A 13,920-nucleotide genomic window follows, 5' to 3' on the forward strand; every position below is an offset into this window, starting at 1 on the left:
CACCATACGATCGCCCCGGCGGCTGGCGGCCGACCTGCGCAGCGCCGACGACCGCGACCTGCCCAGCCGCACCGATGTCGTCGGCCATGCGCTGTCGAACACCATCGGCGGCCCGGTCGGCCGGCACGCGCTGATCGGGCGGACCAGGTTCATGACGCCGCTGCGGGTGATGTTTTTGATCGCCGTGCTGTTCTTGGCGCTGGGCTGGACCACCAAGTCGGCGTGCCTGCAGAGCACCGGCAGCGGCAGTCCCGACCAGCGGGTGGCCAACTGGGACAACGAGCGTGCGTACTTCCAGCTGTGCTACTCCGACGTGGTGCCGCTCTACACCGCGGAGCTGCTGGATCAGGGCAAGTTCCCGTACAAGTCCAGCTGGGTGGAGAAGGACTCGTCGGGCAAGGAACAGATCCGCTACGACGGGCTGCCGGCCGTGCGCTACATGGAATATCCGGTGCTGACCGGTCTGTACCAGTACTCGGCGATGGCTTTGGCGAAGACATACACGGCAATCACCAAGGTGGTGAAGATCCCGGCGTTGAGCGGGGTGGCCGAGGTAGTGGTGTTCTTCGACATCGTCGCGCTGGGTCTGGCCCTGGCTTGGCTGGCGACGGTGTGGTCCACCGCTGTGCTGGCCGGTCGACGCGTCTGGGACGCGGCGCTGGTGGCGGCTTCGCCGCTGGTGATCTTCCAGATCTTCACCAACTTCGACGCGTTGGCGACCGCGTTCGCCGGGGCCGGTCTGTTGGCCTGGGCGCGACGCCGCCCGACCGCGGCCGGGGTGCTGATCGGTCTGGGCACCGCCGCCAAGCTGTATCCGCTGTTGCTGCTGTTCCCGCTGCTGGTGCTGGGGCTGCGTACCGGCCGGCTGCGGGAGGTCAAACGCACCGTGGTGGCCACCGCGGTCAGCTGGCTGGTGGTGAATCTGCCGGTGCTGTTGTACGCGCCGCGGGGCTGGAGCGAGTTCTTCCGGCTCAACTCCCGCCGCGGCGATGACATGGATTCGCTCTACAACGTGCTCCGGTCATTGACCGGCTGGCAGGGCTTCGACGGCGACCTGGGGATGTGGCAGCCCCCGACGGTGCTCAACGGAGTCGTCGCCGCGTTGTTTGCGCTGTGCTGCATCGGAATCGGCTACATCGCGCTGACGGCGCCGCGGCGGCCGCGCGTCGCGCAGTTGGCGTTTCTGGTGGTCGCGGCGTTCCTGTTGACCAACAAAGTGTGGAGTCCGCAGTTCTCGCTGTGGCTGGTGCCGCTGGCGGTGCTCGCGCTGCCGCACCGCCGGCTGCTGTTGGTGTGGATGACCGTCGATGCGCTGGTCTGGGTGCCGCGGATGTACTACCTCTACAGCGTTGCCGATCGCGGTCTCCCTGAGCAGTGGTTCACCACCACCGTGCTGCTACGTGACGTGGCGGTGGTGGTGCTGTGCGCATTGGTGATTCGGCAGATCTACCTCCCGCAGCAAGATCTGGTGCGCGCCCACGGGTGGGCCGACGACCCCGCCGGCGGGGTGTTCGATGCGGCACCGGATGCGCCCCTGCCCTGGCTTCGATCCCAGGCCGAAATGGGAACCGGCGGGCAGGTGAGTGCGCGACAGCTATAGGGTTTGTGCCCGTGCGGAAACCCCCGTGGTTGGCGTGGGCGCTCTGGGACTGCGGAGCCACCGGCCTCAACGCGATCACCATCACGTTCGTTTTCTCGGTGTACTTGACCGCCTCGGTCGGGGCGGGCGCCGGCACCTCGCCGGCCAGCTGGCTGGGCCGGGCAATGGCCATTGCCGGGATCGTGGTGGCCTTGATGGCTCCACTGACCGGCAACTCGATCACCGACCCACGGCGGCGGCGTGTGGCGTTGATCGTGTTGAGCGGCACGGTTGCCGTGTTGACCGCGTCGATGAGCCTGATCCGCGATGACCCGCGTTACCTGTTGCCGGGCTTGGCACTGTTGGCCGTGACGGCCGCCTGCAGTGATCTGGCCACCGTCCCCTACAACGCGATGTTGCGGTCGGTCACCGTACCGCAGAACTCCGGCAGGGTTTCCGGTTTCGGTCTGGCCGCCGGTTACCTGGGCAGTGTGGCACTGCTGTTGGTGGTCTACGTGGGCTTCGTCGCGGGGGAGGGGTCCAACGTCGGTCTGCTGCACCTGCCGACCGCTGACGGGGTGAACGTACGCGCGGCGATGCTGCTGACCGCGGTGTGGTTCTTGGTCTTTGCGTTGCCGTTGCTGCGGTCACGGCCGAACGCGTGTGCCGATGCCGCCGCTGATGACCTGCCGAACGCCGCCACGAAGGGCTTCCGGCAGCTTCGGGCCGATCTGGTCGCCGAGTGGCGCCGTGACCACAACATCGTCTACTACCTGTTGGCCAGCGCGGTGTTCCGGGACGGCCTTACCGGGGTGGTCGCGTTCGGGGCGGTGCTGGGGGTGAACGTGTACGGCATCTCCGCTGCTGACGTGCTGCTGTTCGGAGTCACGGCCAGCACGGTGGCCGCGGTCGGGGCGGCGCTCGGCGGGCTGCTCGACGAGCGCATCGGGTCCAAGGCGGTGATCCTCGGCGCGTTGGCGTCGATGATCGTGGTGGGGCTGGTTTTGCTGGCACTGTCGGGGCCCCTGACGTTCTGGGTCTGCGGCTTGCTGCTGTGCCTGTTCATCGGACCGGCCCAGTCCTCGGCGCGCACCTTGTTGCTACAGATGAGCGCCACCGGAAAGGAAGGCCTGACCTTCGGGCTCTACACCACCACCGGGCGTGCGGCCACGTTCCTGGCGCCGACGCTGTTCTTCACCTTCGTGGATCTGTTCGGTGCCGACCGGGCCGGGCTCGGCGGCCTGTTGGTCGTGCTGGCGGCCGGATTGGTCGCGATGCTGCCCATCCGAACCTCCTCGCAAAGTGAACTGCGGGTACGTCCTTGAGGACTTGAATAGTGGTTTAGCGGCCTCTTTTTGGTACCTGAGTTTACGTAGGCGCAAGTTTGTCGTGACCGTGCTGTAACCTCGCGAGGGCGATGACTACCGCTCCTCCCCCTCCTCACGACCCGTCCGCCCTGCCGATCGCCGTTATCGGGCTGGCCTGCCGGCTGCCCGGCGGCATCGATTCTCCGCAACGGTTCTGGGAAGCATTGCTGCGCGGTGCCGACCTCATCGGCGAAGTGCCCGCGGACCGGTGGGATGTCGACGCCTACTACGGCTCCGAGCCGGGGCAGCCGGGCAGGTCGGTATCCCGATGGGGCGGCTTCCTGGACTCCATCGGCGCGTTCGATGCCGACTTCTTCGGCATGACCGAGCCGGAAGCCATCGCGGTCGACCCGCAACACCGCCTGCTGCTGGAGACCTCGTGGGAGGCCGTCGAGCATGCCGGAATCGACCCGGCGACCTTGACCCGATCACAGACCGGGGTCTTCGTGGGGCTGACGCACAACGATTATGAGTTGCTGTCCGCCGATTGCGGCGCCGCCGAGGGACCGTACGGATTCACCGCGACCAGCACCGGCTTCGCGTCCGCCCGGGTATCGCAGGTCCTGGGACTGCACGGGCCGGCGGTCACGGTGGACACGGCGTGTTCCTCCGGCCTGATGGCTGTTCACCAGGCATGCCGCAGCCTGCAGGTCGGCGAGAGCGAGCTCGCCCTGGCCGGCGGCGTATCGGTGATGCTCGACCCCCGCAGGTCGGTGGCCGGCTCGCAGCAGGGCATATTGTCTCCGACCGGCCGTTGCCGGGCCTTCGACGCCGACGCCGACGGATTCGTGGCGGGTGAAGGCTGCGTGGTGTTGCTTCTCAAGCGATTGCCCGAGGCCATCCGCGATCACGACCGCATCCTGGCGGTGCTGCGCGGCAGTGCCGCCAATCAGGACGGCGGCACCGGAACGGCCGGGGCGCCGTCGAAGCCGGCGCAGGTCGCGGTGTATCAGACCGCATTGGCCGCGGCCGGCGTCGAAGCCGCCACGGTGGAGCTGGTTGAAGCACATGGTCTGGGAAACCCGGCTGCGGATCTGACCGAGTACGCCGGCCTGGCCGAGGTCTACGGCACCGACCAGCGCTGCTTCGTGGGGTCGGTCAAAACCAACTTCGGGCACTGCCAGTCGGCGTCCGGACCGCTGGGCCTGATGAAGGCGATACTGGCCCTGCAGCACGGCACGATCCCACGGCATCTGAATTTCACCCGGCTGCCGGACCAGCTGGCTGGGATAGACACCAACCTGGTTGTGCCGCTTGAAAATACGTCATGGCCGACCAACGCGGGCCATCCGCGTCGGGCCGCGGTCTCTTCGCATGGCCGGTCGGGCACCAACGTGCACGTCATCATCGAGCAACCACCGGTGTCGGCGGTGCCGGATGCGACCACCGACACGGGGACAGAAGACGGCCGGCAGGCGCCTTTGCTTTTCCCGATTTCGGCGAACTCAGCAGACCAGCTGCGGGTGACGTCCGCCCGGATGGCGGACTGGGTCGACGCACACGGCAGCGCGATGACTACCGCCGGCCTCGCCGATCTCGGCTACACGCTGGCGCGAAGGCGATCCCACCGGCCGGTACGAACGGCGGTGTCGGCGAGCAACTGCGGCGAACTCAGCGACGCGCTGCGCGAAATCGCCGGCAACGACTTGGCGTACCAGCCTGCTATCGAAGCGAATGGCCGCGGTCCGGTATGGGTGTTCTCCGACCAAACTCCCCCGTGGGCGCCAATGGCGGCACTGCTCGCCGAAGAACCGACTTTCGCGGACGCGATCGCACAGATGGAGCCGGTCGTCGCGGCAGAAGCCGGCTTCTCACTCGCCGAAGCCATCGCCGCCGAGCTGCCGCCGACCGACGTCGAACGAGCGCAGCCGACGAACTTCGCCATCCAGGTCGCACTGGCCGAAGCGATAAAGGCCCACGGGGTTCGGCCCGGCGCCGTCATCGGGTACTCGCTCGGGGAGGCGGCGGCGGCCGTCGTAGCCGGCGGACTGACCCTGGAGGACGGGCTGCGCGTGGTATGCCGACGGTCACGGTTGATGTCGCGGATCGTCGGCAACGGCGCCATGGCCACCGTGGAACTGCCTGCGCAGCAAGTGCTGTCGGAGTTGTCCATTCGTGACGTGTCCGACGCGGTGCTCGCCGTGGTCGAGTCGCCGGAGTCGACGACCATCGGCGGAGACGCAGCGACCGTTCGGGGCCTGGTGGCCGACTGGCAGCAACAGGGAGTTCCGGCGCGTGAGGTGCCGGTCGCGGTCGCCGCGCACTCGCCGCAGGTCGAGCCGGTCCTCAACGAGATGGCTCTAGCCCTCGCCGACCTCAAACCTACTGAGCCCGAGATCCCGTACTACTCCGCGACTTTGTGGTCGCCCCGTGACCGGCCGTCATTCGACGGGCAGTACTGGGCGGACAACCTGCGTTACATGGCGCGGTTCGCAGCGGCCGTGCAGGCGGCGATCAAGGACGGCTACCGGGTCTTCGGAGAGCTGGCGTCGCACCCACGGCTGGCTGAGGTCCTCGAGCAGAATGCCAAGAACCTCGACATCGCGATCGCTGCACTGGTGGTCACCCCGGGTGAACACCAGCCCTGGAATGGCTTGCGCGGGTTCGTCGCTGACCTGCACAGTCTCGGGACCGCGGTGGACTTCGCTGCGATCTACCCGTCGGGGACATTGGTGGAAGCGCCGCTGCCGAGCTGGAGCCACCGCGAGCTGATACTCAGCCGGGAAGACGCAGAGACCACCCCGCGCGGCGCGGCAGTCCGGGCGGTACACCCGTTGTTGGGAGCCCACGTCCACCTGCTGGAGGAACCCGAACGCCACGTCTGGCAGGGCGACGTGGGGGTTGTGGCGCACCCGTTGCTCGACGACCACCGGGTTCACAACACGGCCATCCTGCCCGGGGCCGCCTACTGTGAGATGGCCTTGGCCGCCGCCCGTGCCGGCCTGGGCGAATCAGCCGAGATTCGCGATGTTCGGTTCGAACAGCTGCTGCCCCTCGACGACCGGACATCGGTGTCTTCGGGGGCGGTGGTGGTGGCGCCCGGGGTCCTGGACTTCGCGGTGCATACCCGCCAAGCCCGCGGCCGTGTCGATTGCGCAACCGCGGTGTTGCAGGCTCAGTCGGCCGTTCGGCAGCCATCGGTTCGCGATATCGCCGCGTTGCTGGCCGCGCACCAGGCCAGGGTGGACGGCGCCGAGCTACGAAAAACCGCCGACCGCCACGGAATTCAATACGGCGCGGCATTCTCGGGTTTGGTCGAGCTCCGGTTCGGCGACAGCGGACACACTATCGGTGCCACGGCCTTGGCCGAAGTTGCGCTGCCGGGGACGGCCCGCCCGGAGCAGGCGCTCTACGAAGTTCATCCGGCCCTACTCGAAGCGTGCATCATGTCGGTCGTCATGCGGCCCGACGTCCCGCGCGCCGGTGATGGGGGACTGCTGCGCCCGGTTGGTGTGCGCAGGCTGTGCCGCCATCAGCTGATCCGCGACGTGCGGTACTGCCTGAGCACGGTGACGGCGGCGCGAGCCGGCGCCTGCGAGGCTGATCTAGAATTGATGGACGTCTCGGGCAACGTGGTGCTCACCGTCGAGGGTCTGCAATTCCAGGCCGGCCGCTCGGAGAGCGAGTCCGCCGAGCGCACCCTTGATGAGCGCCTCCTGACCATCGAGTGGGAGCGGCGCGATCAACCGGTTGCGGCGGCCACCGATGCGGGAAACTGGCTGTTGTTGAGCATGACTGACGGCACAGATGCGCTGACCGGCCGCCTCGGTGAGGTGCTCAACGGAGAAGGCGCGCAATCCCACACGGTTTGCCTGCCGATCGACCGCGGATCCGTGGCAGACGGACTCAGTGGGATGCTTGATGGCCGGACCGGGGTGGTTGTGGTCACCCCACCGGCGCTCAACGATTCCAACTCCCCGCGGATCGGCCGCGAATTCGTGGCCTACCTGCTGGACATCGTGCGGCAGATGGTGGCGCTTCCGGGGGAGTCACCGCGGTTGTATGTGGTGACCCGAGACGCCGCCGCGGTGCGACCTGAGGATCGGCCCAACCTGGAGCAAGCGGGCTTGCGTGGGCTGATTCGGGTGGTGGACTCGGAGTATCCGCACTTGAAGGTCACCCAGATCGATGTGGACGGCAGTGCTGCCGAGCACGACGAGGCATTGGCCGCGCAGCTTGCGGCGCAACTTCAGGGCGGGTCGCAGGAGGACGAGACCGCGTGGCGTGACGGCGACTGGTACACCGCGCGGCTGCGCCCCGGACCGCTCGGCCCAGCTGATCGGCGGACCACCGTGGTCCAGCACGGTCAAGACTGTCTGCGCCTGCAACACCGCGACCCCGCTGACCCCGAGTCGTGGGAACCGGTCGCCGCCCCGCGGAGGGCGCCGGGCAGCGGTCAGATCGAGGTTGCGGTGGCGGTCACCGGAATCAACTGTGCCGGAGCCGCTCCCGTCGAGTACTCCACGATCGAGGCAGGCCTGCAGCAGCTGGGCGCCGATTTCGCGGGCGTGGTGACGGCCGTCGGCCCTGATGTCACCGGCCACCGCGTGGGTGACCACGTCGGCGGCATCTCTCCCGACGGCTGTTGGAGCACCTTCATCACCTGCGACGCCCGGCTGGCGGCCAGCCTGCCGGCGGAACTGCCGGTGTCCGAAGCCGCCGCCTGGCCGACCGCATATGCCACCGCCTGGTATGGACTACACGACCTGGCGCGCGTGACATCAGAGGACAAGGTGCTGATTCATTGCGCGACCGGCGGAATCGGTCAGGCCGCAATCGCGATCGCGCGCGCGGCCGGATGTCAGGTGTTCGCCACCGCAGATACCCCGCAGCGGCGACAACAGCTGCGCGACATGGGTATTGAGCACGTCTATGACTCTGGCAGTCTTGAGTTTGCCGATCGGATACGCCACGACACAGCTGGCCACGGCGTCGACGTGGTGCTCAACTCGCTGTCCGGGGTGGCGCAACGCGTTGGAATCGAACTGTTGAACTTCGGCGGACGGTTCATCGAGCTGGGCAAACAGGACGTCTACGGTGACAGCCGGCTGGGCCTGTACCCATTCCGTCGCAACCTGTCGCTGCACGTGGTCGACTTGGCGTTGCTGGCGCACAGTCATCCAGAAACGGTCCAGCGATTGCTGGGCACCGTCTACCGAAAGGCGGCTGACGGCAGTCTCCCGCAGCCGAAGACCACGCACCGGCCTTTGCTGGATGCGCCCTCCGCACTGCGACTGGCCGGCGGCGATGACTGCGCGGCAACGGTTTTGCTGGATGTGCCCCAGACCGGTAGCACCGTTGCGGTGGTGCCACCGGCGCAGACCCGGCCCTTCCGGGCAGATGGCGCCTACATCGTCACCGGTGGCACCAGCGGAGCCGGGTTGCACCTGGCTGCGGAGATGGCCGCAGCGGGATGTGGCCGCATGGTGCTGAACGGCGATTCGGCACCGGATCGCCAAGCGCAACAGGCTATCGAGCGGTTGCGCGCACGGGGCACCGACATTGCGGTGGAATGCGGCGATATCGCGGAGCCGCAGACCGCGGACCGGCTGGTGGCGGCGGCGACGGCGTCTGGCCTGGCGGTGCGCGGCGTCCTGCATGCGGTCGCCCCGGAGGGCGAAGCACCGCTGACCGAAACCACCGGTGGCCTGGTTGACCGCTGCTGGGAGCCGAAGGTCTACGGCGCGTGGAACCTGCACCGGTCATTGCGCGAACAGGCAACCGCACAACCGTTGGACTGGTTCTGCGCGTTCTCCTCGACTGCGGCACTGATCGGATCGCCCGGCCAGGGCGCCGCCGCAGCAGCCGACAGTTGGTTGGACGCATTCGGACGCTGGCGCCAGGCCCAGGGTTTGCCGGCCACCGTGATCGGCTGGGGGCCGTGGGCCGCTACCGGAAGTGTCGCTGACTCCGCCGACGGCATGTCGGCTGCGATCACCTCCGCCGAAGCCGCCCGCGCCTTCCATGCGCTGCTGAGCTATGGCCGCGCCTACGCTGGATACGCGCCGATCACTCGTGCACCGTGGTTGGTGGCGCTGGCACACCGCAGCCCGTTCGCCGAAGCGTTCCGGCCGGTGCGCCGAAGCAGTCCCGACGCGCAGCGGTTCCTCGCCGGCCTGAAGGAGCTCCCGCCCGACGAATGGTTGGGCTCGATACAGCGTGTGGTCTCCGATCAGATCAGTCTGCTGTTGCGCCGTACCGTTGATCCGGACCGGCCGCTGCCCGAATACGGCCTGGATTCGTTGGCCAGCTTGGAGTTTCGTACCCGGGTCGAAACCGAGACCGGGGTCCGTGTCGGTCCTGCTCAGCTCACCACGGTGCGTGGCCTGTCGCAGCACGTATGCGAGCAGCTGGCCGCACGCTTAGAACATGCGGAGTCTCGCGGCGGTAGGTAGTTTGAATCGGCCGGTCGCTGTCCCGAGTTGCCAGCCGAAGTGTTGTTAGCACGAGTAGAGGAGCAGACGTGCGTGTAGGGCCATTGGCGTTGGGAACGTTGGCGGACTGGGAGCCCGAGGCCGGGCCCACCGTCGTGTGGCAGCCGTCGGCTGCTGCGCTGGCCGCGGCGCGACAGGCGCCGGTCAACAGCGTGCCTGCCAGTTACATGCAGGAACAACACATTCGCGGCTACATCGACCAGACGGCCGTCGGACTCGACTACTCGCGCTTGATGGTGCTCAGTTGCGACATGGCCGGCCGTTGCGACCGGCGGGCCATCGACTACATCATCAATGCGCACGTGCGGCGGCACGAGACCTACCGCAGCTGGTTCGAGCACGCCGACGACGGACGCCTCATCCGCCACGTCATAGACGACCCGGCCGATATCCAGTTCGTCCCGGTCGATCACGGGGAACTGGCGTTGCCGCAGGTACGCGCTCTGTTGAACGAGACGCCCGATCCGTTGCAGTGGGATTGCTTCCGGTTCGGGATCATTCAGGGCAAGAGCCACTTCACCTTCTTCGCCAGCATCGATCACGTGCACGTGGACGCGGCGGTCGCCGGCGTGACGTTGATGGAGCTCTACTTCATGTACAACGCGCTGGTCGCCGGTGGAGCACCGCTGGAGTTGCCACCGGCGGGAAATTACAGCGAGTTCTGCATCCGTCAGCACCGGTTCACCTCTGCGCTCACCGAAGAATCGCCCGAGATCCAGGCCTGGCGAACCTTCGCCGAACACAACGACAACAGCCTGCCCGGTTTCCCGCTGCCGCTCGGCGACCCCGCGCAACCGTGTGACGCGGCCATGGTCACCGTCACCATGCTCGATGAGAAGCAGACCGTCGATTTCGAGTCCGCCTGCACCGACGCGAGCACGCGTTTCATCGGTGGTGTCCTGGCGTGCTGCGGTCTGGCTCACCGGGAACTCACCGGTACGGACACGTTCTACGGACTCACGCCGCGGGATACCCGGAGATCTCCGGGCGATGACCTCACCCTGGGCTGGTTCACCGGGCTGATACCGATCACCGTTCCCGTCGCGGAGTCCTCGTTTGCGGATGCCGCCAACGCCGCGCAGCTCTCTTTCGATACAGGCAGGACGCTGGCGGATGTGCCCTACCAGCGGGTGCGCGAATTGGTACCCAGCTTGGGCAAACCGCCGCCCAATTTTCCCGTCATCAATTTCCTCGACGCCGGGGCCGCCCCGTTGTCCGCGTTGATCGCCGCGGGCCTGGACGACCTGAACATCGGGGTGTACAGCGACGGCCGGTACTCGTATCAGATGTCGCTCTATGTGATCCGGGTCGGGGAGGAGACCGCTGCCACCGCGGTGTTCCCCGACAACCCCGAGGCCCACGAATCGGTGGCCCGCTACCTGGCGTTGTTGAAGTCGGTGTTTGAGCGCATTGCCGACCAGGGCCATGGGGAGAAGGTCGCATGAGCCCAGTCCCACTCGCAGTGCCGTGCAACTGCCGGAGGTGAACCTATCTTCAGCCGGCTAGGCGACTTCGTCGTACGGCGCCCATGGCCGGTGATCGGCTTCTGGGCGCTGCTGGTCGTGCTGCTGCCGCTGTTCGCGCCGTCGCTGACCGAGATGGCGCAACGCCATCCCGTTGCTGTGCTGCCCGCCGATGCCCCGTCGGTCCAGGCCGCCGCCAAGGTGTCCGCCGCCTTTGACGAGGACGGCTCGGAGAACGTGCTGACCGTTCTGCTCACCGATGAGGCGGGCCTGGATCGAGCCGATGAGAAGGTTTACCGCACGTTGGTGGACCGGCTGCGTCTTGATACCGAAGACGTGGTGATGCTGCAGGACTTTCACACCACCCCGGCGCTGCGGGAGGTGCTCGTCAGCGGTGACGGGAAAGCGTGGATCCTGCCGGTCGGGCTGGCGGGGGACTTGGGAACCCCGGAGGCCTACGCGGCATACGTCCGCGTCGCCGAGATCGTCAAGGAGACCGTTGCCGGGTCGACACTGACCGCCGACGTCACCGGCCCAGCGGCCACGGTCGCCGACCTGACCGATGCCGGGGCGCGGGACCGTTTCGCGATCGAGCTGGCGATAGGTGTCCTGCTGCTGTTCATTTTGGGCATCATCTACCGCAACCCGCTCACCATGCTGCTGCCCCTGATCACCATCGGCGTATCGATGGTGGTCGCGCAGGCGGCAGTCGCGACCGCGTCACTGGTGAGCGGAATGGCCGTCTCCAACCAGGCCATCGTGATGCTCAGTGCCTTGATTGCCGGTGTGGGAACCGATTACGTCGTCTTCCTGGTCAGCCGCTATCACGACTACATCCGGATGGGATCCGGTACTGCCGAGGACTGCCGGCGCGCCGTGCAGCGCGCCCTGGCATCGATAGGCAAGGTGATTGCCGCATCCGCGGCCACCGTCGCCATCACCCTGCTGGGGATGGGCTTTGCCAAACTGGGGGTTTTCGCCACCGTCGGCCCGGTGCTGGCGATCGGGATCGCGGTGGCGTTCTTGGCGGCGGTGACGTTGCTTCCGGCCATTCTGACGCTGGCCGGACCGCGCGGATGGGTGGCACCACGCCCCGAACGCGCTGCGCGGTTCTGGCGCCGTACCGGTGTGCGAATCGTTCGGCGCCCCAAGACGTATCTGGTCGGTAGCCTGGCGCTGCTGCTGGCTTTAGGCAGTGCCGCCGGGCTGATCCGGTTCAACTACGACGACCGCAAACAACTGCCGGACTCCGTTGACAGCTCAGTGGGATATGCGGCGCTGGATCGGCACTTCTCGGTGAACCAGACGATCCCTGAGTACCTGCTGGTCCAATCTCCCAACGATCTGCGTACGCCGCGGGCTCTTGCCGATATGGAGCAGATGGCGCAACGGATCAGCCAGATCCCGGGCGTGGCCGTCGTCCGCGGTGTTACCCGGCCGGGTGGTGAGTCGCTCGAAGAGGCCAGGGCCACTTACCAAGCCGGTGAGGTCGGGGGCCAGCTGGGCGACGCCGCGGGCTTGATCGCTGAGCGCGACGGCGACCTCAACCGGCTGACCACGGGATCCCGGAAGTTGGCAAACAGCCTCGAAGATCTGAACACCCAGGTCAGCCAGTCGCTTGGCAGCGTGCGAAGTCTGGTCGATGCGCTGGCGTATCTGCAGATGCAGTTCGGCGGCACCAAGACATTCGGTGAAATCGACCAGGCCACTAGGCTGGTCAACAGTATCCGGGCGCTCGGCGACGCCCTCCAGGTGACCTTCGCCGGGCTCGCGTCCAGCTTCGACTGGGTCGATCCCGTCACCGAGTCCCTCGATGCCAGCCCGACATGCGACGCCAATCCGATCTGCGGGACGGCGCGGGCCGAGTTCCACAAGCTGCAGAACGCCCGCGCCGCAGGCACTCTCGATGAGATCTCCAGCCTGTTTCGCCAGCTGCAGTCGGCGCAGCCCTCGCAGACGCTGTCGTCGGCGGTCAACGGGCTCAGCCGCTCCTTGCAGTCAGCCTCGCAGTCTCTGCATGCGCTGGGATTCGACAGCCCTCGTCGGGTGCAGCGCAAGGTCATCGAGATGCAGAACGGCACCAGCGAGCTCGCCAGCGCCGGCCGTCAGGTGGCCGACGGGGTGCAACTCCTGGTCGACCAGACCAAGGAGTTGGGACTGGGCCTCGACACCGCGTCAGCGTTCCTCATGACCATGGGCCATGAGGCTTCCGAACCGTCCATGGCGGGTTTCAATGTGCCCCGACAGGTGCTGGCCACGGAGGAATTCAAGGAACTGGCCCACACCTTCGTCTCGCCCGACGGGCATTCGGTGCGGTATTTCATCCAAACCGGTGAGGACCCGTTCAGCACCGAAGCCATGGACCAGGTCAACACGATTCTCGCGACCGCCCAAGCGGCGCAACCCAATACCGTGCTGGCGGATGCCTCGATCTCGATCTCCGGGTACCCTGTCACACTGCGCGATATTCGCGACTACTACGACCGGGATATCCGGCTCATCGTTGTCCTGACAACCCTGGTGGTGCTGCTGATTCTGACCGCCCTGCTGCGCTCGGTCATCGCACCGATCTATCTGGTGGGCTCGGTGATCGTCTCCTACCTGTCGGCGATCGGGCTCGGTGCCTTGGTCTTTCAGGTCATATTGGGCCAGCAACTGCATTGGAGCGTGCCAGGTTTGGCGTTTGTGGTGCTGGTGGCGGTGGGCGCCGACTACAACATGCTGCTGGCGTCCCGCTTGCGCGACGAGTCGTCGCTGGGCGTGCGCACCAGCGTCATCCGCACGGTCGGCTCAACCGGCGCGGTGATCACCGCAGCGGGACTCATCTTCGCCTCCGCGATGTTCGGGCTGCTGTTCGCCAGTGTGGGGGCCGTGGTGCAGGGCGGCTTCGTGATCGGCGCCGGCATCCTTGTGGACACCTTTGTGGTGCGCAGTATTACCGTGCCCGCCGCGGCGGCGCTGCTGGGACGGGCCAATTGGTGGCCCGCGCGGCCGTGGCTACAACCCCGGCCCGACTCTCTGAAACGGGGCAGCGCCAACGGCGATGTGATCGAGACGGTGGCCGACGCCTGAGGCCG

Annotated in this window: 5 protein-coding genes; all 5 read left to right on the forward strand. The window is 67.1% G+C overall.

All coding sequences use genetic code 11. The features are described from left to right. Positions 1–4 precede the first annotated feature (4 nt). The 5 genes from EJK91_RS16855 to EJK91_RS16875 all read left to right on the forward strand — a co-directional run bounded on the left by EJK91_RS16855 (position 5) and on the right by EJK91_RS16875 (position 13,915). The gene (locus EJK91_RS16855; RefSeq protein WP_082105817.1) at positions 5–1,600 is read left to right on the forward strand and encodes a glycosyltransferase family 87 protein; all 1,596 of its coding nucleotides are present in this window, start codon (positions 5–7) and stop codon (positions 1,598–1,600) included. Positions 1,601–1,611: 11 nt separating this feature from the next. Beyond that, positions 1,612–2,904, forward strand: coding sequence for an MFS transporter (locus tag EJK91_RS16860; protein ID WP_241178728.1), 1,293 nt, complete (start codon positions 1,612–1,614; stop codon positions 2,902–2,904). Positions 2,905–2,996: 92 nt separating this feature from the next. Continuing rightward, entirely contained in the window at positions 2,997–9,341 is a 6,345-nt protein-coding gene (gene pks2 / locus EJK91_RS16865; protein WP_125079496.1) for a sulfolipid-1 biosynthesis phthioceranic/hydroxyphthioceranic acid synthase, read from the forward strand. Between the two features lie 68 nt (positions 9,342–9,409). After that, a complete protein-coding gene (locus EJK91_RS16870) occupies positions 9,410–10,825 on the forward strand; it encodes a condensation domain-containing protein (protein WP_125079497.1) in 1,416 nt (471 codons plus the stop codon). Positions 10,826–10,870: 45 nt separating this feature from the next. Further along, entirely contained in the window at positions 10,871–13,915 is a 3,045-nt protein-coding gene (locus EJK91_RS16875) for an MMPL/RND family transporter (protein WP_277424734.1), read from the forward strand. Positions 13,916–13,920 lie beyond the last annotated feature (5 nt).

Source organism: Mycobacterium sp. P7213 (assembly GCF_900604305.1).
Classification (GTDB): domain Bacteria; phylum Actinomycetota; class Actinomycetes; order Mycobacteriales; family Mycobacteriaceae; genus Mycobacterium.

Bases quoted from the DNA above. Each gene is read 5' to 3' on its own strand.
- pks2 (WP_125079496.1), top strand. From the start codon at position 2,997: ATGACTACCGCTCCTCCCCCTCCTCACGACCCGTCCGCCCTGCCGATC.